The sequence below is a fragment of the Pyxidicoccus sp. M6 genome, from assembly GCF_055568925.1.
Genome location: NZ_CM145714.1, coordinates 5730364 through 5751332, shown reverse-complemented (window position 1 = coordinate 5751332; position 20969 = coordinate 5730364). Strand labels below are relative to the sequence as shown.

Genomic DNA, 20969 nt, shown 5'->3' with positions numbered 1-20969 from the left:
GGAGACCGAACATGATTGCCCCCGGACCGACGCTGCAGACCGCGCGCCTCATCCTGCGACCCACTGCGCTGGAGGACCTGGATGGGTTCGCGGCAATCATCGAGGACCCGGAGTCCGCGCGCTTCATCGGGGGCGTGCAGCCGCGCTCCGTGGCGTGGCGGGCGATGAGTGCCATGGCGGGCTCATGGGCCTTGCAGGGCTTCGCCATGTTCTCCGTGCTGGAGAAGTCCACGGGAAAGTGGGTGGGCCGCATCGGCCCGTGGATGCCGGAGGGTTGGCCGGGGACCGAGGTTGGCTGGGGCCTGCTGCGCAGCGCGTGGGGCAAGGGCTACGCCACCGAGGCGGCGACGGCGGCCATCGACTGGGCCTTCGACACGCTGGGGTGGACGCGCGTCATCCACTGCATCGCGCCGGAGAACACGCCGTCCGCGGAGGTGGCACGGAGGCTCGGCTCGAAGCTCCTCGGCCCGGTGCAGATGCCACCGCCGTATGAAACCGCCGTCATCGAGGCCTGGGGACAGAGCCGCGAGGAGTGGCGGGCCCGGCGGAAGTAGACGCACGCCGGGCTTCTGCCGGCCGCTCTCGGCGAGGCACCACGCCGAGAGCGCCGGCACTTCCGCCTAGATGCCGAAGAACGTGCGCAGGGTGTCGTTCCCGAGGACCTCGTCGACCACCTTCGAGCGACTGACCTGGAGCGGGTGCTCCAGGAAGACCCGCTGGTGGAGCTGCTCGACGGTGTCGATGACCTCTGACGACTTGTTGCGCGTGAGGGCCTCGATTCTGTCCACGTAGTCGGCGTTGAACACGAGGTGCTCAGGGTCCACCGCACCGCTGCGCACCTGGCTCCGCGTCTTCTTGGCGCACCGGCACGGGTTGGCCAGGTTCACCAGCCCGCAGCGCTGGTTCATCCAGCTGTACAAGTCCTTCCGCGCGCGGGTGAGCCGGACGCGGAAGTTCCCCGGAGAGATTTCCAGAATCTCCCCGCCCAGCTGATGGTCCACCCCGAACAGCTCTCCGAGCACGTAGACGATTCGCTGCTCACGGTCCAAGCACATCAACATGCCCGTCGTGCAGCGGATCCGCAGCTCCTCGACCGTGCGGTCAGCGTCCCGCAGCTCGTGTGGATTCAGCGCCTCGTCTGGAATCGCCGCGACGGCGGCGAAGTAGGTCTCGAAGTCGTCGACCAGCACCTCCATCCCGCGCCGGCGGCTCTTCAGGAGGTGATTGACGGTGAGGCGATAGAGCCAGGTCCGGAACGCGCTCTCCGCCCTGAAGGTGCGCAGGGACGTGATGACCTTCACGAAGACCTCCTGGGTGAGGTCCTCGGCGTCCTCCCGCCTTCCGCACATCTTCAGGGCCAGGTTGTAGACGAAGGGCTGGTGCCGCGAGACGAGCTCGCGCAGCGCGTCCTTGCTTCCGTCGACCGCGCGCTCCACGAGGCCGCGGTCCGTGTCGGTGTCGTACCCGGAATGGAAGGGATTGTCGTGGCGCGACGTCATACCTGGCGCAGTCCTCCATCGACCGCGAGCTCCGTTCCCGTGACATACGACGAGTCGGGCGTCGCGAGGAACAGCACAGCGCGGGCCAGCTCCTCGGAGCGCCCCCAGCGCTTCACCGGAATCTGCGCGGTGAGCCCCGCTCCCATGGCCTCGAGCTGCTCGGCGGGCAGTCCCAGCTTGCCCCACAGTGGCGTCTCGATGGCTCCAGGGCACACCGCGTTGACGCGAATCCCTCGCGGCGCGAGCTCCGCGGCGGCCACCCGGACGAGCGAACGCAGCGCGGCCTTCGTCATGCTCAGCACGCTCGCGCCCTCGAAGCCGATGCGATTGAGCCACGACGTCGTCACCACCACCGACGCGCCGGCATTGAGGTGCGGCATGGCCAGCCTCAACGTATTGAACGTCCCCTTCATGTTCACCCCGACGAGCTCGTCGAACAGCGCGTCGGAGGTGTCGGAGATGGGCGCCACCTTCACCACCGCCGCGTTCGCGAACAGGACGTCGATTCCGCCAAACCGCTCGCGGGTCTCCTGGAACAGGCGCTCCAGGTCCGCCACGCGCGTCACGTCCCCACGCACTGCGTGTGCGTTCGGCCCGAGCGACTTCACCGTCTCCGCCAGGCTCGCCTCGGAGCGCGCGAAGACGACGACCTTCGCCCCTTCCTCCGCGAGCAACCGCGCCGTGGCGAGTCCGATTCCGCTGGTACCACCCGTGACGACCGCGACCTTCTGAGCAAGCTTCTTCATGTGCAACCTCCGTGTTCGAGTCGGGAGGTTGGACCCACGAATTGTCCGGGTGTTACAGACCGCTATCGGCGTTTCTTCTTCCGGGCGGCGGCCGCCTTGGCGGCGAACCCGTCGTAGAGCTTCTTGTCCTTCTCCAGCGCCTCCACCGCGGCCCGCGACACGTACATGACCTCGGTCATCGTGTCGTACGTCAGCTCGGTGGGCGTCTTGTAGGCGAAGTCCTTCCCCTTCTTCGTGACGCTCACGGGCCCGCCAGGAGGGATGCCGAAGCCGGTGAGCACGACGGCGCCGTCCTCGCTTCGGAAGGCCGCTCCGGACTGGAAGCGCGCCGCCGTCATCGTGTCGGTGTCGAGCGTGAGCGCCTCGATGCCCAGTTCCCTGGGCGCCCCCTGCTTCGCCGTCCACTCCTGCCGCACCTTCGGCAGCTCCGCGCGGAGCAGCTTCGAGTAGACGCCCACCACGCCATCCAGGCACAGGAGCCGTCCGTCCCGGTGGGCCGTCACCGCCACGCTGACGAAGTTGGCCCCGTAGGGGCACTTCTTCGCGCCGAGCGCCGCGACATCCACCCGCACCGGCGCGGAGAGGTTCAGCGCCCGGGTGGCCATCTCGTGCATGGACAGGTACCCGAACGGGTTGCACTCCTCCGTGTTGAGTCCGGGCAGGTCCGGGCCCTTCGCCGCGGCCTCGAGGTCCTTCTGCTCGTCGCGCTTCGACTCCTCCGCGTAGAGGACCTTGTAGGACGTCTTGTCGCCCTTCGGCTTTCCGAGCAGGGCCCGCAGCCCGTTCAGCTCCATGGAGCCCTCGCCGGGCGTCTCCGTCATCGCCTGCACGCGCTCGCGGTCCCTCGCGTACAGGGCGCGGATGGCGTCATCACAGCGCGTCTTGCCGATGACGAGCCCGTCCACCTCCGGCTCGGCGGCGAGCGCGGGCCCGGAGAGCCCCAGCAGCACGAGCACGGCACGGACGACGCGGGCACGGCGGTTCATGGCCAGTCTCCCCTCTCGCCGCGGCGGAGGGAGCGCGCGGCCGGCTGGTGGCGAAGCAGGCGCATGCTAGCACCGGGTCTCCTGCCCCCTCCCGCCTGCCCGTCCGCTGGGGGGACTGCCGCCCAAATCGTCAGGAAAGTCGGGAAGTTGAGAGACCGGGCAAGCGCGTGTTACGACCGAAGCCGGCCAGGTTGCCATCCCCGCATTGGCCATTCGGAGTCGTCTTCTCATGAGTGAGCGCAACGACGTACCGCGGCCCGCTGTCCCCGTGACTTCTCCGCCCGTGCCTGGTGCACCCGCGAGGCCCGCGGCAACGGCTACCGAGACGCTCGCCCAGTCCACCAGCCAGCTTCCCGCGCCGGCCAACACCAGCGCCGAGGACGAGGCCCGTGAGCGCATCGCCTCGCTGGAGCGCGAGGCCCGTGCACTCAGCGCCACCGAGCCGCAGGCCGCCGCACTCCTCTTCCACGAGGTGGGCCTCCTCTGGGAGGAGCCGCTGAAGAACCCGCGCAACGCCGCGGTGGCCTTCCAGAGCGCGTACAAGCTGGCGCCGAAGTACCTCGTCAACATCCGCGCCGCGCGCCGCCTCTTCGCGGACGTGGGCAACTGGCAGATGGTGCTCCAGCTCCTGGATGCCGAGCTCACCGCCACCGAGGACGCGCGCCACCAGGCCGCGCTCCTCTTCGAGAAGGGCATCATCCTCCAGGAGCGCCTGTCCCGCGACGAGGAGTCCACCGCCTGCCTCAAGCTGTGCCTGGAGCGCCGGCCCACCGACGTCGTCGTCCTCACCCAGCTCGAGTCCGTCTATGCCGCGCGCAACGACTCGCACGCGCTGGTGGAGGTGTACCGCCTGCTGTCCGCCGCCGTGCACCAGCCGTCCCTGCGCGCGCACTACCTCACCGCCGCGGGCCTCCTGCTGGAGGAGCGGCTGAAGCAGCGCGACTCGGCCGCCGTCCTCTTCCGTCAGGCGTTCGCGCTGGACCGCTCGGACCTCCAGCTGCTCGCGGCGATGAAGCGCCTGTCCGAGCGCGAGGGCCGCACCGACGAGCTGCTCGAGGTGCTGACGGCTGAAGCCACCGCGCTGGGCGCCCAGGCCGCGCCCGCGTACCTGCAGATCGCCAAGGTGTGTGAGCGCGCCGGCCGCAAGGAGGAGGCGTTGGCCGCGCTGCTCGACGCGCGCGGCGTGGCGCCCAACGAACCGCTGGTGCTGAGCGAGCTGGCCGGCATCTACGAGACGCAGGGCCGCTACGAGGAGCTGGCGGACGTGCTGCTGGTGCGCGTGGGCTCGCTCAACGACGAGAGCGAGCTGGTGGCCACCAACCTCCGGCTGGCCGCGCTCTACGAGGAGACGCTGAAGCGCGAGGCGGACGCGGCCGCGCGCTACCAGGCGATTGTGGCGCGCATCCCCGGCCACTCGGCGGCGCTCGCGGGACTGGGCAAGCTGTACTACCGCATGCAGAACTGGGAGGGGCTGGTCTCCGTGTTCGACGCGGAGGTGGCCGCCGCCGAGGACGCGAAGCAGAAGGCCGCCCGCATGTACAAGGCGGCGGAGATTCTGGAGGAGCGGCTGGGCCGGCAGGAGGACGCCATCACCCGGTACAACACCTGCCTCCAGCTCCAGCCGGGCTACCTCCCCGCGCAGAAGGCCCTCACCCGCCTCTACGAGCGCCAGGGCCGCTTCGCGGAGCTGGTGGCCATGTACGAGCAGGACCTGCTCCAGACGTCGGACCGCGACCAGCTCATCACCACGCTGAACAAGATGGCGCTGGTGTACGAGGACCGGCTCGGGGATCTGGACCACGCCATCGAGTGCATGAAGCGCATCCTCGACCTGGCGTCGGACCACCTGCCCACCATCCGCAACCTCGCGCGGCTGTACGAGCGGGCCGGGCGCTACCGTGAGCTGCTGGAGACGAATGACCTGGAGGCGTCGCTCGCGGGCGACACCAAGCAGGTGCTGTCGCTCTTGCACCGCAACGCGGAGATCCTCGACGAGCACCTGAAGGACCGCGCGGGTGCCATCTCCGCGTACGAGCGCGTGCTGGCGCTGTCCCCGTCGTACCTGCCCGCGCTCAAGGCGCTGGGCCGGCTGTACGCGCAGGACGGGCGCTGGACGAAGCTCATCGACATGTACCGCGCGGAGTCGGAGTCCTCGTCGGACACCGAGCAGGCCGCGGCGCTCATCTACAAGATTGGCGAGCTGTACGAGCAGAAGCTGCAGATGGAGAGCGAGGCCATCGCCTCGTTCAACGAGGCGCTGATGCTGGCGCCCAGCTACTTCCCGGCGCTGCGCGCGCTGGCCCGCATCTACCGCGCCAACGGCGCGTGGGAGAGCCTCGTCGAGGTGCTGCGCGCCGAGGCCGCCAACCGCACGGACCCGCTGGAGCGCGCCAACGCGCTGTACCAGGCGGCGACCATCTGGGAGGACCAGCTCCAGCGGCCGCAGCTCGCCATCGACACGTACCAGGAGGTGCTGCGCCTGACGCCGGGCCACGCCGCCACGCTGCGCGCGCTGGAGCGGCTGTACCTCGCGCAGGACAACGTGAAGGAGCTGGTGGCCATCCTGGACCGAGAGACGCAGGTGGGCAGCACGCCTGTGGCCAAGGTGACGGCATACCTGAAGCTGGCGCGGCTGTACCTGGACCGCTTCCAGGAGCCGTCGCGCGCGGCCCTGTGCGCCGAGGCCGTGCTGGGCCTGGAGCCCGGCAACCTCACCGCCCTCACGCTGCTGGAGCGCATCCGCGCGTCCGACCGGCCCCGCCGCGCGGAGCTGCGCCAGCGCATCGCCGAGCGCGTGAATGACCCGCGCCTGGCCACCGCGCTGCGCCTGTCCGCCGCGCTGGATTTGGACAAGACGCCCGCGGAGGGGACGCTGGAGGCGTACAAGCGCGCCTACGAGGCGGACCCGGCCGACACGCGGCTCGCCTTCGTGCTGGAGCGCGGGCTGCGGCAGGCGGGAGATGCCTCGGGGCTGGCGCGCCTCTACACCATGCGGCTGGCGGCGGCGCAGGACGCCGACGAGGCGCTGGAGATGCTGCTGCGCACCGCCGAGCTCGCGGACGGGCGCTTCAATGATTTGGAGCGCGCGGCGGCCCTCTACCGTCAGGCATTGGAGCTGCAGCCGCAGTGCCTGCCCGCGCTGCAGGGCGCGCGGCGCGTGGCGCTCAAGCGTGGGGATTTCTCCAGTGCGCGGAGCGCCCTGGAGGCCGAGGCCCGCACGAGCAGGGACCCGCGCGGCGCCATCGAAGCCCTCATCGCCGCGGCGAAGCTGGCCGCCGGGAAGCTGGGTGACACGGAGGGCGCAGCGGCGCTGTACCGTCAAGCGCTGGAGAAGGACCCGCTGCACCCGGGCGCGCAGGCCGGCCTGGAGGAGTTGCTCGCGCAGCGCGGCGGCTCGGCGGACCTGGCGGCGCTGCAGGAGCGGCGCGCCGAGGCGAAGCTGGCGCTGAAGGACGGCGCGGCCGCGTCGACGGGCTTCGTGGCGGCGGCGCGGCTGTACCACACGGCGCTGAATGACAGGCCTCGCGCGCTGGCGCTGCTGGAGAAGGCGCTGGCCGCGCAGCCGGGCTTCGCGGAGGCGCTGGAGCTGCGGGGCTCGCTGTTGCTGGAGGCGCAGCAGTACGCCGAGGCGGCGGCCATGCTGAGCCAGCGCGTGCAGCAGGGCGGAGACGCGCGCACGCTGACGCAGCTCCACCTGACGCTGGGCAACCTGTACGCCACGCACCTGAACGACGCGAGCCGCGCGGCGGCGCACTTCCAGACGGTGCTGGCCACCCAGCCCCGCAACCTGGAGGCGCTGGAGCGGCTGGCCGCGCTGCACGCGCAGGCGCGCAACTGGGCGGGCGCGGTGGACTGCCTGCACAAGCTGCTGCAGCAGGAGCTGCCGGCGGAGGCGCGGGCGCGCTTCACGCTGGAGCTGGCGCGCACCTACGACGAGGGCCTGGGCGACGCGGCCGCGGCCACCCCGCTCTACCGCCGCGCGCTGGAGCTGACGCCGGGCAACCCGGCGCTCATCGAGCGGCTGGTGGCGCTGTACGAGCGCGCTCGCAACCTGCCGGAGCTGGCGCAGTTGCTGGAGGCGCAGGCCCAGGCGCAGTTGGCGGTGGACCCGAAGCGCTCGGCGGCGATGCGGATGCGCGTGGCGGACCTGTACTCCGGCCCGCTGTCCGAGCCCGCCCGGGCCACGGCCATCTACCGGCAGGTGGTGGACTCGGATGGCACCAACCTGACAGCGCGGGCGGCGCTCGCGGAGCTGTACTCGCGCGACACCTCGTCCGTGCCCATGGCGATTGAAGAGCACCGCCAGATTCTCCGGCAGGACCCGACGCGGGTGAGCAGCGTGCACGCGCTGTTCAAGCTGTGGGAGGCCATGAAGCAGCACGACAAGGCGTTCTGCGCGGCGTCGGTGCTGCAGTTCCTGCGCGCGGCGAACGAGGTGGAGCAGGTCTTCTACTCGGAGGGCCGCGCGAAGCTTGCGCAGGAGGCGCGCGAGTCGCTGGGCTCCGCGGACGTGGACTCGGTGCTGATGCACCCGGCCGCTCGCGGGCCGCTGCTGGAGGTGCTGCGCGCGGTGGGAGACCAGCTCGAGAAGGTCTACCCGCCGAGCTTCGACGTCGTGGGCGTGAACCCCAAGACGGACAAGCTGAAGCAGGACTCCGCGGTGTTCAAGGCCATGCGCACGGTGGCGAACGTCTTCGGCGTGGAGGAGTTCGAGGCGTACCAGTCGCGGCGCGGGCTGGCGGTGCTGGAGACGACGGAGCCCCTGTCGGTGTGCATCGGCCAGGACGTGGTGCGGCGCTTCAACGCGCGCGAGCAGAAGTTCCTGCTGGGCCGCGCGGCGCTGGGTCTGCTGAACAAGGCGGCGGTGCTGGCGAAGCTGTCGCAGGGCGAGACGGCGGACTTCATCGGCAGCTCCATCCGCATTCACGCGCCGCAGTTCGGCGCGCTGGGCCGGCGCAACGACGAGTCGGTGAAGCAGCTGCGCAAGGCGTACTCGCGCAAGGCGCTCAAGGCGCTGGAGATGCCGGCGATGGCGCTGGGCGGCGCCCAGAAGCTGGAGCTGCCCATGTGGCTGGACGCGCTGGACTACTCGGCGGACCGGGCGGGTCTGCTCATCTGCGGCGACGTGACGGTGGGCCTGAGCATGGTGCTGCGCGAGGACCCCAACTTCGCCGGCGCGCGCCTGGACAGCCAGGAGCCCGTGCTCCAGGCCATCCGCGAGGGCGAGCGGCTGCGCACCCTGCTCTCCTGGGCCTTCACGGATGACTTCTTCCGGCTGCGCCAGCGGCTGGGACTGGCGCTGTAGAGACGCCACCGCGACCTATGGCTGCGACAGGATAGAATACGGAAGCAATGGCACTCACCCAACCTGTGGCATTCGCAAATGACCATCAACACAAAAGAACTGGGCGCTCGAATCACCCAGTTTCGCCAGCTTCGTAACCTCTCCCTAGATGCCGCTGCCGAAAAAGCGGGAATCGACCGAAACGCCTTCGAAGAATTGGAACTCGGACACGCGGGCAGCCCGAGCCTCCGGGCATTAAGCGCGATCGGGAAAGCCCTTGATGTTTCCTTGGCAGATCTTATTGAGAGTGTAACTGACTCTCGCCCCACCCGAGACGATGCTACAGACAACGCAATATCAGATCAGCAAGAACTTGCGCAGCTAAAAGCCGCAATGCCAGAGCCATTTCGAAAATTCCTAGAAGAGGAAGAGCGCGCTAACCGGACCGTTCAAATCGACATCATCCGTGCGCTACTCTCAGCCGACTATGGCGCCAAGCAACCGGATACGCCTGACAACTGGCGAGCAGTTTATTACGCAGTCATCCGAGGCCCACGCAAGTAGATGAGAGCTCGTTTCATCAGGACATCATACGAACAATGGAGAGCATCAAGATTGGCTGTTGAGCACAAGAACTCAGCCAATGCGATGCAGAGTGCCTGACGCGGAGAGCAGTGAAACTAAAGTAAGTATAGGCAGTGGCGGAACCAAACGGCGAGCTTCGCGAGAGGAGTCGCAGCGCGGAGCCGCCGCACCGCCTGGGCAAGCGCATCGACGGCACGAGGGCGAGCTTGCGCAGCTGCCGCTTCAAATCGGCCCACCACAGCTCGATGGGATTGAAGCCGGGGCTGTAGGCCGGCAGGAATGTTGATGGTCTCCAGGAAGCGCTGATTCCTGGTCATCGGTCGCCCGGAGTTCCGTGACTTCGTGGCCGGCACCGTCGGCGCGTGCAGCCAAAAAGTTGAGGGGTGGGGAGTGCGCCGGTGGAGTCCGCGGTCGCGCGCGTCCTGAAAAACGGAAGGCCCACCAGCGACACCTGGAGGGCCCTCCTGGAGGCGCGCCCTGGTGTGCGAGAGGGGCGGGCCGGTGAGGCAGGGGTAGCGCAGTCCGGGGCGTAGCGCCAGAAGTCGGCGCGCGCGGGAGGCTGCGCGTGGAGTCGCTGCGGTTGGCGGTGTGCGGTCGGCCGGAGTGCCGACGGCTGTTTCAGCTGTGCACCGGATGCGACCGGGGCCAGCGCTACTGCGAGCGGGCCTGCGGCAGGAGGGCGCGCGCGGAGTCGGTGCGTGCGGCCGGGCGGCGCTACCAGCGCACGCGGGACGGGCGGCACGCCCACGCTGCGCGCCAGGCTGCATACCGGGAGCGACGCAGGAAAGTGACGCATCAGGCTCCCCCGGAGGCGGCTCACGAGGCGACGGTGCCACTCGCGCCGGTCCAGGCCACCACGCAGGTGGCCTCGGAGCCGAGCGCAGCGAGGCCCCCTCCGCATGCACTGCCGCCTTCTCCCGCCTGCACGTTCTGCGGGCGCCAAAGCCCCTTCCTCCGCCACACCACCTTGGCGCGCACCCGAGTGGGCCCGCGTTGGCGGCGCGGCCTTCCGTGAGGAGGTGGGCGGATGATTGCCCCGGAGGTACGTGCCCGCATCCGCCGGCTGCACTACGCGGAGCACTGGCCGGTGGGCACCATCGCCACGGAGTTGGGCCTGCACCACGACACCGTGGAGGCGGCCCTCGAGGACGTGCAGGTGGCCCCTGCCGATAGGAGCACGGTGAAACCCACCGTGCTGGGCCCCTACACGGACTTCATCGACGCCACCCTCAAGGCCCACCCGCGCCTGAGGGCCACGCGCCTTTTCCACATGGTGAAGGCCCGGGGCTACCCGGGGGGCTACGAGCAGGTGAAGCGCTACGTGCGGCGGGTGCGCCCTGGGCCCCAGGCCGAGGCCTTCCTGCGCCGCTGCACCCTACCTGGCGAAGAGGCGCAGGTGGACTGGGGCAGCTTCGGCAAGGTGCAGGTGGGGCGGGCCTCCCGGACGCTCTCCTGCTTCGTGCTGGTGCTGGGCCACTCGCGCGCCATGTACGCACGCTTCTTCCTGGGGCAGACGATGGAGTGCTTTCTGCAGGGCCACGTCCAGGCCTTCGAGGCGCTCGGGGGCGTGCCTCGCAGCCTCCTCTACGACAACTTGAAGTCCGTCGTGCTGGAGCGGGCCGGAGACGCCATCCGCTTCCACCCCCGCGTGCTGGAGGCCGCCGGGCATTACCACTTCGCGCCCAAACCCTGTGCCCCCTACCGCGGCAACGAGAAGGGCAAGGTGGAGCGCACCATCCGCTACCTGCGCGATTCCTTCTTCGCCGCTCGCAGCTTCCACGGCCTGGACGACCTCAATCGGCAGCTCAAGCGCTGGGTGGACGAGGTGGCCCACCAGCGTCGGGTGCCCGGCGACGCCTCGGGCCGCACGGTGGCCGAGGCACTGGAAGACGAGCGTCCCCGCCTGCTGCCGCTGCCCGCCCACCCATTGCCCACCGACGTGGTGCGCCCCGCCTCCTCCGGCAAGACGCCCTACGTGCGCTTCGACGGCAATGACTACTCGATTCCGGATGGCCTGGTACGCCGTCCTCTCACGCTGGTGGCCTCTGCCACCACGGTGCGCCTGCTCGACGGCGCCCAGCAGGTCGCCTCGCACGTGCGCAGCTGGGACAAGGGCGCCCTCGTCGAGGACGCCCAGCACCTGGCCGCGCTGGCCAGGAAGAAGGCCCACGCCCACGAGCTGCGCGGACGGGACTTGCTGCGCGCCCGCTGCCCACGCGCCGACCAGATGCTCCAGGCGCTCGCCGACCGCGGTGACAACCTCGGCAACCACACCGTGAAGCTGCTGGCGCTAGCAGAGCGCTACGGCGCCGCGGAACTGGACGCCGCCCTGGCCGAGACGCTCGAGCGCGGCGCACTCGGGCCCGCCTCCGTCGCCCACGTCCTCGACCAGCGACGCCGTCAGAAGGGGGCGCCTCCGCCGCTGCCCCTGGTGCTGCCAGATGACCCGCGCGTGCGTGAGCAGCGCGTCCCCCAGCATTCCCTCAACGCCTACGACGCCCTCCTCGAGGGCGACCCGGAGCAAGCACCATGATGCCCCTGAAAGAACGTCTCACCGCCCTCGGCCTGAGCCACACCAGCGACGCACTCGATGACCTCATTGCCATGGCCACCAAGCGCAGGTGGGGGCCGACCGAGCTGCTGGAAGCCATCGCCGAGGAGGAGACGAAGGACCGGGCTCGTCGCAGCGTGGAGCGGCGCCTGTCACGCAGCAAGCTCGGCGCGCTCAGGACGATGGCCGACTTCGACTGGGGCTGGCCCAAGCGCATTGACAGGCCGGCCGTCGAGAGCGCCCTGGCCCTGGACTTCATGGCCCGCCCCGCCAATGTCGTCCTTGTCGCCCCTCAGGGATTGGGCAAGACGATGATTGCCCAGAACATCGCCTACAACGCCGTGCAGGCTGGCCACTCCGTCCTCTTCACCACCGCCTCCCAACTGCTGCTCGACCTGGGCAGTCAGGACTCCGCCAGGGCCCTGGACCGGCGCCTGAAGCACTACTGCACCCAGGCGGGTCTGCTCGTCATCGACGAGATTGGCTACCTCTCCTACGACGCCCGGAACGCGGACCTGCTCTTCCAAGTGGTGTCGCGCAGGTATGAGAAAAAGCCGATTGTCTTGACGACCAATCTGCCGTTTTCGGAATGGACCACCATCTTCCCCAACGCCGCGTGCGCCATCGCTCTCATCGACCGCGTCATCCACCACGCCAGCATCATCAGCATTGAGGGCGACAGCTACCGCCGACGCGTGGCCGAGGAGTCCCGCGCCGAGCGCAAGGCCAAGAAGGGCTGACCCCCTCCGCGTCCCACTGCGGCCAGCCGGCCCCGCTCTCCCGCTCCGCGGTGGGGGCGGGGCCGAGCTGCATCCGATGACCAGATTTCCGCGCTCCGCGATGACCGCCAACAGCATCCGCTGCGCCCATGTGAACGGGTCGCCGTTGGCCGGTCGGCGCGCCCAGCGCAGGGCGAGCTCGGTGGTGATGTGCTTGGCCCCTTCGGCGTTGAGGAAGCCGAGGAAGCCGCGCAGACACTGCTCCGTGCTCTCGAGCTTGAAACCGAGCGCGCGACGGAGCTTGAGGTAGTCGTCCAATGACTTGCGCAGCGTGCTCATCGGGCACCTCCGACAGGCCAGGGCTGGGCCAGCCGCTGCAGAGAGGCGATGTCCACCTTCGCGTAGATCTCCGTCGTCGCGGGGCTGCGGTGGCGGAGCACGACGCCGATCTCGCTCATCGAGGCGCCGTCGCGGAGCATGTTGGTCGCGAGCGAGTGGCGCAGCATGTGCGCGCCTCGCGTCGGCACGTCGAGCCCAGCCCTGAGCGTGGCGTCGCGCACAATCGTCGTCACCGTGCCCTGGCCTGCGATCGCGGCGATGGGAGCACGCATCCTTGTGAAGACCCGGCGCGTCTCGCACTTGGGCCGGTCCCTCTTGATGTACGCAGCCAGCGCCTCTCCCACCTCGGCGAGCAGCGGCAGCGTCTCGATCGTGCTGCCCTTGCCCCGAATGACCAGCTCTCCAGTCCGCCATCGGATGTCGTCGAGCTCGAGACGCGCGACCTCACACGCACGCAGTCCAAGCCGCGCGAGCAACAGAAGAATCGCGAAGTCGCGCCGTCCCATCGGCGTGCCTCGATCGCACGAAGCCAGTACCTGCTCGACCTGCCCGTGAGTGATGTACTTCGGCACGCCGGCGAACCGCCACCTCGCGACGGTGGGCACAACGCCGGTGAGGTCCACCTCGATCTCTCCCTGCTCGAGCAGGAAGCGAAAGAAGGACCGCAGGATGCTCATGTGGGTCTGTTGGGTGCGTGGAGAAAGGCGCTTGGCTGTCCACAACACGAAGCGCGTGATGTCTTTTTCTCCGAGCGCATGAAGTTGAAGCGGACCGTGACCGAAGCAGCGCTGGAGGAACTCCTGCACCACGGAGATGTGCCGACGCACGGTCTCGGGCATCAGCGCACGACGCTGCTCGAGGTACGTGGCGAAGCGGTGTGCCAGGGCGGCGGCCTCGGTGCGCTCCGGGGGCTGCTGCGATGGGACCACTCCCTGCGTGCGCAGGAGGCCGAGGAGCCGTCGCAGCGGCTTCGTCCCCGTGTGGCGCACGCGCGGCACTCGTCGCTGCTTCCGCCAGAACTCCGCGATGACGTCGTCGTCGATCTCCGCGACGCTCAGCCCGCGTCGCTCGAGCCATTGGCCGAAGAGTCGGAACACGTAGCAGTGATTGCGCACCGTATCTGGCGGGTACCCGTGCTCCTTCGCCGTCGAGGTGTAGGTATCGAGGTACGCGCCGAAGAACCCGGCGCGGTGGCGGCGCAGGATCTCTGCGCGCCTGAAGTAGTCGTCCAACATGGCTTCTCCTTGGGCGGCGTCAGTGCCGCCGGGAGAAGTCACCCTGATTATGCCGCGTCCAGAAAGGCCTCGGCGTCGCTCGCTGCTCGGCGCCACGCGCGTGTCGCGGCTCGAGTCGGCATTATTCGGAGGTCGGCATAATGCCGCTAATGCCGAGCGCGGCATTAGCGCCACACCTTCGCCGTCCGGAGGCTTCTGGCCTGGTATCAGGCCGGCATCGACGTCGACCAGAAGATGCCCGCGCTGTCGACTTACCTGGGGCACGTCAAGGTCAGGGACACCTACTGGTATCTCACGGCCGTCCCGGAGCTTCTCGCGGTGGCCTCGGCTCGGTGTGAGCGCGAATTCGGTCGGAGCAGGCAGCCATGAGGACCTCTTCACCGACCTTTGCGTCCCTGCTGCAGGACTTCTTCTGCCAGCGTCTCGTCGCCGAGCAAAACGCCAGTACGAGGACAGTCGCCAGCTACCGGGACTCGTTTCGTCTCCTCCTCCGCTACACGGCAAGTCGCCGCCGGAAGTCCCCGACGGCACTGACTCTCGCGGACTTGGACGCTCCCCTCGTCGTCGATTTCCTCAGGCACCTCGAGACCGACCGAGGAAACTGTGCCCGGAGCCGAAATGCCCGCCTTGCCGCGATCCGCTCCTTCGTTCGCTACGCGTCCTTTCGCGACCCGACTTCGCTACCGAGCGCACAGCGTGTGCTCGCAATTCCGATGAAGCGATTCGATCGACCCCTCCTTGGCTTCCTCAGCCGCCAGGAAGTCGAGGCGATTCTCGACGCGCCGGACCGAACGACCTGGAGCGGACGTCGAGACCACGCGATGCTCATGACCTTGTACAACACCGGCGCCCGCGTCTCCGAACTCGCGACGATGAACGTCGCCGACCTGTCGCTCGCGCATAGTCGCTCGGTCCGCATCCACGGCAAGGGCCGCAAGGAGCGGGTGGTTCCTCTGTGGAAGAGCACGGCAGGTGTACTCCGGCGATGGCTGTCAGAGACGAGCGGCTCGCCGGCTACGCCTCTCTTCCCCAGCCGTCGTGGGCACCGCATCTCCCGCTCCGGAATTGAGGAGCGGCTCCGGACTGCTGTCCAGAAGGCATGCCAAGTGTGCCCCTCGTTGCAGCGTCGGAAAATCTCTCCCCACACCTTCCGTCACACGACGGCCATGCACCTGCTCCAGTCGGGAGTAGATGTGACGGTGATCGCGATGTGGCTTGGCCACGAAAGCCCGGCGACCACGCACATGTACGTCGAAGCCGACCTCACGATGAAGGAGCGGGCGCTCGCCAAGCTCGCGGAAGCACCCTCGCGAGCACAGCGGTACAAGGCGAGCGACAAGCTGCTGTCGTTCCTCGACGGACTCTGATTATGCGCAGCGTCGGGGCGCTTCCCGCCTCGGGATGCGCCTCGACCTCCGCATAATCGTGGACTCGGCATAAAAGCGCTCCATCTTCCCGCGGGCGGGCGCGTCGTAGGGCTTGGCGTGCAGCAGGGAAATGCCCATGCGCGCGCACGCGGTGGCCAGGGTGTCGCCGCGGTAGGTGGCGCCATTGTCCAGGTAGAGGGCGTCGGGCTTGCCGTGGCGGCGCAGCGCGCGCACGAAGAGGCCCAGCATGTCCACCTCCCGCTCGGAGTGGTGGGCCTCCAGGGCCACGACGTACCGGCTGGCGTCGTCCAAGAGGGCATGCACCCGCAGGGGCCGCGCCTTGCCACCCACCTCGAGTGCGGGGCCGTGGCAGACGTCTCCGTGCCATAGCGCCATGGGACGCGCCGCCTGCCATCGCAGGCGCGTGCGGCTGCCGGCCGAGTCGCGCAGGGCCACCCGGTCCAAGCCCTCCTGACGGAAGAGGCGGCGGACGGTGGAAGGGGAGAGGGCGCCCTGCTGCATGCGTCCGTCGGCCACCAGCGTGCGCACAATCAGAGTGGCCGAAGCAGAGGGGTGCTCACGGCGGATGTCGCAGAGCAGCTGCCGCAGCGGGGGCGGCACGTCCTGCGCCCGGCCCTTGTCGCGCCGGGGCTGGGGCGTCAGGCCGCTCAGGCCCTGCTTGCGAAAGGCGTAGTACCACCGCTCCAGTGTCGGCACCGAGTAGCTGCGCGTCGCCTCCGCCCCAGGGGGCCGGAAGCGCTGGGTGGCCAGCTGCGCGAGCGCCGCCGAAAGCTGGCCTCGGTCCAGCTCGGCGTGAGTCAGGGCACCGATGACGCCGTGGCGAAAGACAGCCACGGCCTCTGCGTGAGAGTCAGGTGACAGCTCGTCCATGCACTCCTCCAGGAAGGCCCGCCGCGAGCAAGGGCTGGGCGGGCCACCGGGAGGGTGCCGGGGCTTGGGACGGGGACGCAGCGGGGCTGTCGGGTGGGACGGCAAAGCCGGGGCTGCGCAGCGACCACACGGCGACGCGGCCCATCATCCTGGGTGAGCGGCCCCCAGGGGCGCCAGGACGTGCAGCGGAGGAGGGCTGGTGCCCACCGCCTCGGGTGTGCGAGCGGCGAGCGCGGCCGCCGCTCGCGCGGCGACACGACGAGAACTCCACTCCTCGGGGGCTGGGGGCAGCGCACCGAACAGCCCGTCCCCAGCCAGGGCCCGTACCCACGCGGCGAGCGCACACCAGCGGCCCACGCTGCCTGGGCCCACCACCCGCCAGGGACTCACCCGCGTACGCACCTCGGCCACCGTGCGCCCCAGCAGCCCGAAGAGTGCGAGCGCCAGGGCAATGGCGGAGGCGGAGTACAACCGTCGGGTCAGCACCTCCCGAGGGCAGACGGTGCACGTCGCTGCGCACGCAGTGCACCGGAAACGGCGCACCCGAACCACCCGCACCTGCGCGCCGTCGCCCCATTCCAGAGGGCCGAGCACCTGCCTGTCGCGCAGCCCATGCCCATGCAGTCCCAGCCCCTCTCCGACGGGCCTGCTGGCCGCACCGCAGCGGGGACAGCGGGCCGGACGCACCGCCTCCACCGAGGGCACCGCCCCGGCCCAGGACTTGACTCCCACCCCGCTTCGGATGACTTCTCGGGTGCTCCGCGAATCTCTCGTCAAAGTCTTCTCGCGGGGCATTGGTGGGTAGGGGTGTCGCCACACCCCTCCCACCGCCTACTCGCAGCCGGCACGCTCCGGCCGCCGTAGCAGCGCTCCACGCCGCGCCCCGCCCTCTCGCCGGCCAACAAGCGGACATCAACGACAGCGACACGCAAGAAGCCGGCTCGCCGATGGCCGATGCGCCCACCCGTCACCGACTCCCATCATCCAGTCGGTCCGAAACGCGGCCTCTCTCCCTCAACCACCGTGCTCAGCAACACCTACAACGCGCAGGCGGCGGTGGACTCCGAGCACCAGGTCATCGTCGCTCAGGCGCTCACCAACCAGCCTCCGGACGCCGAGCACCTGCCGGCCCTGGTGGACCGCGTGGCGGACAACGTCGAGGACTTGCCCAGGAAGCTGAGCGCGGATGCGGGCTACTTCTCTGCGCAGAACGTCCGCTGGCTGGAGTCGGTGGACGTCGAGCCATACATCGCCACCGGCCGCCAGAAGCACGGAGAAGAGCCGCCAAAGGTGAGAGGCCGTCCGCCCGCGGGACTCACCCCGCGGCAGCGGATGGCCCGTAAGCTGGCGACGACTCGAGGCAGAGAGGTGTACCGAATGCGCAAGGCCATCGTGGAGCCCGTCTTTGGACAAATCAAAGAGGCACGTGGCATCCGTGCTCTGCTTCGACGGGGACTGCAGGCGGCGCAGCAAGAGTGGGCGCTCATCTGCGCCACCCACAACCTGCTCAAGCTCTTCCACGTGGCGGCCGCGTAGCGGCCTGCCCCAGCAGAGCGGCGGCGCGGCCATTATGCCGTCCGGTACCTGCTCGCGAGCCCGTTACCGCGACAGGCTCCTAGGCAAGTTTTCAACGACGAAGCCCTACTCCCGCCGCACCACCGCGCCCTCAGGCAGGCCCTTCACGATGCGCTCCAGGGCCTCCTGCACGGGCGCGAACTCCACGGACTCCACCGTGATCTTCACCCGGTAGTCCTTGCCCGCGTCGAACTCCGGATACGAGCCGATGGCCACGTGCGGCATGTCCAGCGCCACGCGGTCCAGCACGGCGGCAATCTCGCTCTCTCCGAGGCGCAGGTAGAGGCAGCTCAGCACCACCGGCGAGCCCTGCAGCCGCGCGAGCACCGTCTCCAGTTGCATCCGGAAGAGCTGTGGCACTCCGGGCAGCAGGTACACGTCGTCCACCGCCAGCACCGGGAACCATGAGCCCGCCTGGGGCAGCAGCACGGCGCCCTGGGGTGCGTCTGCCAGCCGCATGCCCTCGGGCGTCACGTGGCCGCCGGGCGCCCGGGCGGTGATGAGGGACACCATCTCCGGCAGCCGCACCACCGGCCGGCCCATGGCCAGCGCCACCGCGCGCACCGTGACGTCGTCGTGAGTGGGGCCGATGCCGCCGCTGGTGAAGACGTAGCGCGCCTTCTGCCGGGCCCGCGCCACCGCGCTGACGATGGCGTCCACGTCGTCCAGGACGATTTCCACCGAGTGCAGCGGAATGCCCACCTCGCGCAGCCGCTTGATGAGGTGGGGCCCGTTCAGGTCCGTGACCTTCGCGGTCAGGACCTCGTTTCCGATGATGACCGCCGCTGCGCCGGTGCGCTCCATGAGAGGCCGGACTCTAGACCGAAGGCCCCGCGTGTCGCTCGGACTCTGAGGGCCCGAGCGAGCCGCGGCGGCGCAATAGCCCACTTCTTCCACCGTAACCGGGGGCGGGTCGCGCCGGGCAGGCCCACATGAGCTGTCTGGAGGACACGATGCGCAAGGGTTCGTGGCTGCCGCTGGCGGTACTGCTGTTGGGGAGTCCCCTCGCACAGGCACAGGAGATGCCGGGCCCCAGTGGCCGGACCCAGGCCGTCCAGATCATCTCCGAGCTGCGCAAAATCGTGGCGCCCGAGGGCCTGGAGCGCACGGAGAAGATCCGCATCGGAGGCATCGACCAATGGGTCTCCATCCGGAGCCGCGACCTGCGCAACCCCGTGCTGCTCGTGCTCCATGGCGGCCCCGGCTGGGTGGCCATGCCAACGAGCTGGTACGTCGCGCACGGCTGGGACGAGTTCTTCACCGTCATCCAGTGGGACCAGCGCGGCGCGGGCAAGACCTATGTCGCCAATGATCCAACCATCGTCACCCCGACGCTCACGGTCGACCAGATGCACTCCGATGCCGAGGAGGTCGTCCAATGGGCGCGCAAGACCTTCGACAAGAAGAAGATCTTCGTCCTGGGCCATAGCTGGGGCAGCATCCTCGGGCTGACGTTGGCGCAGAAGCATCCCGAATGGCTCCACGCCTATATCGGCGTCGGCCAGGGCATCGACGCGAGCGAGAGCGAGCGGCGCGGCTGGGCCTGGGCGATGGAACAGGCCCGCGCGACGAAGAACGAGGAGGCCATCCGCGACCTCGAGTCCATCGCACCCTATGCCGCTGGCAAGACGCCGGTGCCGCTGAAGGACATCATGCTGCAGCGCCGCTGGCTCAACTTCTTCGGCGGAGCCGCCTGGCGCCGTCCGGATGCGAGCTTCGAGGGCGCGGCGGCGGCGCTGTCGCCCGAGTACACCGACGAGGACGTGCGCCAGGTGTGGAAGGCCGAGGGGCTCTCGGTCGAGCAGCTTCTCGCCCCCATCCTGACGACGGACCTGTCGCACGTGAAGCGGCTGAAGACGCCGCTCATCCTGTTCCTCGGACGCCACGACTACAACGTCTCGGCGACGGTCGCCGCCGAGTGGTTCGCGGGCGTCAAGGCACCGTCGAAGCGGCTCGTCTGGTTCGAGCAGTCGGCGCACGAGCTGATGGCCGAGGAGCCGGGCAAGGTGCTGCTCTCGCTCGTCCGCCATGCCCGTCCTATTGCCGAGCGCGCCGGGGACGTCGCGCCCTGACACCAGAGGCCGCCGCTGCTCAGCGCTTGCGGCCGAGCAGCTTGCGAATCTCCTTCAGCGAGGCCTCCGTCACCGCCTCGATGCCCTGCTCGCCATCGATGTGGACGATGCGCTCCCGCTTCTCGCGCAGCTTGATGGCGGCCACGTACTGCTTCGCGATGCGCCGCTGCGCCTCGTCCGCCTCGAACAACTCTGGCGCTCCGCCCCGGGCCGCGCGCCTGCGGGCCGCCACCTCGGGCTTCACGCCCACGAAGAGCGTCAGGTCGGGCGGCACCGCGCACGCATTCACCGCGTCCACCCACTCCATGGGCAGCGAGGCCCCCTGGTACGCGAGCGACGACAGCACGTAGCGGTCACAGAGGACGACCTTGCCCTCGGCCAGCGCCGGCAGCACCCGCGCCGTGAGGTGGTCCGTCCGGTCCGCGGCGAACAGCAGCGCCAGCGTCTCCTGGGACAGCGGCCCCGCCCCGCCGGGCAGGCCCAGCCGCCCCGTGAGGGCCTGGCGAATCATCGTGCCCACCGGCCCATCCGAGGGCTCGCGCGTGGTGAGCACCGGGTGCCCCTCCGAGCGCAGCACCGCCGCCAGCCGCTCCACCTGCGTGGTGGTGCCGGCGCCGTCGAGCCCCTCCAGAACGATGAACCGCCCCTTCCGGGCGGACTTCCGAGCGGCGCTCACCGGGGCAGCAACGCCGACGGGTCGTCCAGCTTGAGCTGGCGGCGCAGCGCCATCATCGTCTCGTAGCCCTTCAGCTCCTCCGCCAGCACCTTGCGGCCCAGGAGGTAGTGGCGGAAGGCGTACACGAGCAGCCCCAGCGACAGCAGCGCCGCGCCCCACGCCAGCACCGGCGTGCGGAGGGAGTCGAAGAACAACTTGCCCGCCGCGCCGCCAATCAGCAGGGCGGCGATGGTGGACACGCCCGTGTGGGCGAAGTGTGTGGTGCTCTGGCGGACGGACAGGCTCTCCTGGAGCTGGTCGAGCTGCGTCCGTAAATCCTGGGTATCGGCGCTCATCACGGAGCCGGGGACCCTACATCACCTCGCCCCACCCGTCGAGTCGCCGCCCTGGCGCCCGACCAATCGTCGGCCCTCCAACGGCCCCTTCCACCAGGCGAAACAGGGA

Annotated in this window: 18 protein-coding genes; 8 read left to right on the top strand and 10 right to left on the bottom strand. The window is 69.5% G+C overall.

The features are described from left to right. The first annotated feature begins 11 nt into the window (after positions 1–11). Positions 12–554, top strand: coding sequence for a GNAT family N-acetyltransferase (locus tag ACVTJA_RS23060; RefSeq protein WP_465839211.1), 543 nt, complete (start codon positions 12–14; stop codon positions 552–554). Positions 555–620: 66 nt separating this feature from the next. Here ACVTJA_RS23060 and ACVTJA_RS23055 read toward each other — a convergent pair whose 3' ends face one another. The 3 genes from ACVTJA_RS23055 to ACVTJA_RS23045 form a co-directional block, all read right to left on the bottom strand. After that, the gene (locus ACVTJA_RS23055; protein WP_465839210.1) at positions 621–1499 is read right to left on the bottom strand and encodes an RNA polymerase sigma factor; all 879 of its coding nucleotides are present in this window, start codon (positions 1497–1499) and stop codon (positions 621–623) included. Further along, the gene (locus tag ACVTJA_RS23050) at positions 1496–2245 is read right to left on the bottom strand and encodes an SDR family NAD(P)-dependent oxidoreductase (protein ID WP_465839208.1); all 750 of its coding nucleotides are present in this window, start codon (positions 2243–2245) and stop codon (positions 1496–1498) included. Before ACVTJA_RS23050 ends, ACVTJA_RS23055 begins: the two co-directional genes overlap by 4 nt. Positions 2246–2307: 62 nt before the next feature. Then, entirely contained in the window at positions 2308–3231 is a 924-nt protein-coding gene (locus tag ACVTJA_RS23045) for a hypothetical protein (RefSeq protein ID WP_465839206.1), read from the bottom strand. A gap of 229 nt (positions 3232–3460) precedes the next feature. Between ACVTJA_RS23045 and ACVTJA_RS23040 the strand changes: the two genes are divergently transcribed. Continuing rightward, complete coding sequence (locus tag ACVTJA_RS23040) at positions 3461–8536, top strand: tetratricopeptide repeat protein (protein ID WP_465839204.1); 5076 nt, start codon at positions 3461–3463, stop codon at positions 8534–8536. A 78-nt stretch (positions 8537–8614) separates the two neighbouring features. Beyond that, positions 8615–9079: a helix-turn-helix domain-containing protein gene (locus ACVTJA_RS23035; RefSeq protein ID WP_465839202.1), complete on the top strand. Its 465-nt coding sequence runs from the start codon at positions 8615–8617 to the stop codon at positions 9077–9079. A gap of 16 nt (positions 9080–9095) precedes the next feature. Here ACVTJA_RS23035 and ACVTJA_RS23030 read toward each other — a convergent pair whose 3' ends face one another. Beyond that, positions 9096–9347, bottom strand: a complete 252-nt coding sequence (locus ACVTJA_RS23030; RefSeq protein ID WP_465840496.1) for a hypothetical protein — start codon at positions 9345–9347, stop codon at positions 9096–9098. Positions 9348–10127: 780 nt separating this feature from the next. Here ACVTJA_RS23030 and istA point away from each other — a divergent pair. Together istA and istB are read left to right on the top strand one after the other, a co-directional pair. After that, on the top strand, positions 10128–11633 hold the full coding sequence (gene istA, locus ACVTJA_RS23025; protein WP_465824713.1) for an IS21 family transposase: 1506 nt from the start codon (positions 10128–10130) through the stop codon (positions 11631–11633). After that, on the top strand, positions 11630–12391 hold the full coding sequence (gene istB / locus ACVTJA_RS23020; protein WP_465824711.1) for an IS21-like element helper ATPase IstB: 762 nt from the start codon (positions 11630–11632) through the stop codon (positions 12389–12391). The genes istA and istB overlap by 4 nt, the downstream gene beginning before the upstream one ends. Positions 12392–12705: 314 nt before the next feature. Here istB and ACVTJA_RS23015 read toward each other — a convergent pair whose 3' ends face one another. Beyond that, positions 12706–13944, bottom strand: a complete 1239-nt coding sequence (locus ACVTJA_RS23015; RefSeq protein ID WP_465827807.1) for a tyrosine-type recombinase/integrase — start codon at positions 13942–13944, stop codon at positions 12706–12708. 365 nt (positions 13945–14309) lie between these two features. On the opposite strand from ACVTJA_RS23015, the gene ACVTJA_RS23010 reads away from it, so the two are divergent. After that, complete coding sequence (locus ACVTJA_RS23010) at positions 14310–15311, top strand: tyrosine-type recombinase/integrase (protein WP_465839200.1); 1002 nt, start codon at positions 14310–14312, stop codon at positions 15309–15311. On the opposite strand, the gene ACVTJA_RS23005 is transcribed toward ACVTJA_RS23010, so the two are convergent. Beyond that, the gene (locus ACVTJA_RS23005) at positions 15312–16202 is read right to left on the bottom strand and encodes a DDE-type integrase/transposase/recombinase (RefSeq protein ID WP_465839198.1); all 891 of its coding nucleotides are present in this window, start codon (positions 16200–16202) and stop codon (positions 15312–15314) included. Between the two features lie 144 nt (positions 16203–16346). Next, positions 16347–16673: a hypothetical protein gene (locus tag ACVTJA_RS23000; protein ID WP_465839196.1), complete on the bottom strand. Its 327-nt coding sequence runs from the start codon at positions 16671–16673 to the stop codon at positions 16347–16349. 552 nt (positions 16674–17225) lie between these two features. Between ACVTJA_RS23000 and ACVTJA_RS22995 the strand changes: the two genes are divergently transcribed. Next, positions 17226–17738, top strand: a complete 513-nt coding sequence (locus ACVTJA_RS22995) for a transposase (RefSeq protein WP_465839194.1) — start codon at positions 17226–17228, stop codon at positions 17736–17738. A 105-nt stretch (positions 17739–17843) separates the two neighbouring features. Here the strand turns inward: ACVTJA_RS22995 and ACVTJA_RS22990 are convergent, their stop codons facing one another. Continuing rightward, positions 17844–18581 (bottom strand): competence/damage-inducible protein A, encoded by a 738-nt coding sequence (locus ACVTJA_RS22990; protein ID WP_465839192.1) that lies wholly within the window; start codon positions 18579–18581, stop codon positions 17844–17846. Between the two features lie 149 nt (positions 18582–18730). Between ACVTJA_RS22990 and ACVTJA_RS22985 the strand changes: the two genes are divergently transcribed. After that, on the top strand, positions 18731–19849 hold the full coding sequence (locus ACVTJA_RS22985) for an alpha/beta fold hydrolase (protein ID WP_465839191.1): 1119 nt from the start codon (positions 18731–18733) through the stop codon (positions 19847–19849). 19 nt (positions 19850–19868) lie between these two features. Here ACVTJA_RS22985 and tmk read toward each other — a convergent pair whose 3' ends face one another. Beyond that, entirely contained in the window at positions 19869–20525 is a 657-nt protein-coding gene (tmk, locus tag ACVTJA_RS22980; RefSeq protein WP_465839189.1) for a dTMP kinase, read from the bottom strand. After that, positions 20522–20860: a hypothetical protein gene (locus ACVTJA_RS22975; RefSeq protein WP_465839187.1), complete on the bottom strand. Its 339-nt coding sequence runs from the start codon at positions 20858–20860 to the stop codon at positions 20522–20524. Before ACVTJA_RS22975 ends, tmk begins: the two co-directional genes overlap by 4 nt. Positions 20861–20969: the final 109 nt, after the last annotated feature.

Bases quoted from the DNA above. Each gene is read 5' to 3' on its own strand.
- ACVTJA_RS23045 (WP_465839206.1), bottom strand. From the start codon at position 3,231: ATGAACCGCCGTGCCCGCGTCGTCCGTGCCGTGCTCGTGCTGCTGGGG.
- istB (WP_465824711.1), top strand. From the start codon at position 11,630: ATGATGCCCCTGAAAGAACGTCTCACCGCCCTCGGCCTGAGCCACACC.
- ACVTJA_RS22990 (WP_465839192.1), bottom strand. From the start codon at position 18,581: ATGGAGCGCACCGGCGCAGCGGCGGTCATCATCGGAAACGAGGTCCTG.
- ACVTJA_RS23060 (WP_465839211.1), top strand. From the start codon at position 12: ATGATTGCCCCCGGACCGACGCTGCAGACCGCGCGCCTCATCCTGCGA.
- ACVTJA_RS23040 (WP_465839204.1), top strand. From the start codon at position 3,461: ATGAGTGAGCGCAACGACGTACCGCGGCCCGCTGTCCCCGTGACTTCT.
- ACVTJA_RS23010 (WP_465839200.1), top strand. From the start codon at position 14,310: ATGAGGACCTCTTCACCGACCTTTGCGTCCCTGCTGCAGGACTTCTTC.
- ACVTJA_RS23055 (WP_465839210.1), bottom strand. From the start codon at position 1,499: ATGACGTCGCGCCACGACAATCCCTTCCATTCCGGGTACGACACCGAC.
- istA (WP_465824713.1), top strand. From the start codon at position 10,128: ATGATTGCCCCGGAGGTACGTGCCCGCATCCGCCGGCTGCACTACGCG.
- ACVTJA_RS23015 (WP_465827807.1), bottom strand. From the start codon at position 13,944: ATGTTGGACGACTACTTCAGGCGCGCAGAGATCCTGCGCCGCCACCGC.
- ACVTJA_RS22985 (WP_465839191.1), top strand. From the start codon at position 18,731: ATGCGCAAGGGTTCGTGGCTGCCGCTGGCGGTACTGCTGTTGGGGAGT.
- ACVTJA_RS23035 (WP_465839202.1), top strand. From the start codon at position 8,615: ATGACCATCAACACAAAAGAACTGGGCGCTCGAATCACCCAGTTTCGC.
- ACVTJA_RS23005 (WP_465839198.1), bottom strand. From the start codon at position 16,202: ATGGACGAGCTGTCACCTGACTCTCACGCAGAGGCCGTGGCTGTCTTT.
- ACVTJA_RS23050 (WP_465839208.1), bottom strand. From the start codon at position 2,245: ATGAAGAAGCTTGCTCAGAAGGTCGCGGTCGTCACGGGTGGTACCAGC.
- ACVTJA_RS22975 (WP_465839187.1), bottom strand. From the start codon at position 20,860: ATGAGCGCCGATACCCAGGATTTACGGACGCAGCTCGACCAGCTCCAG.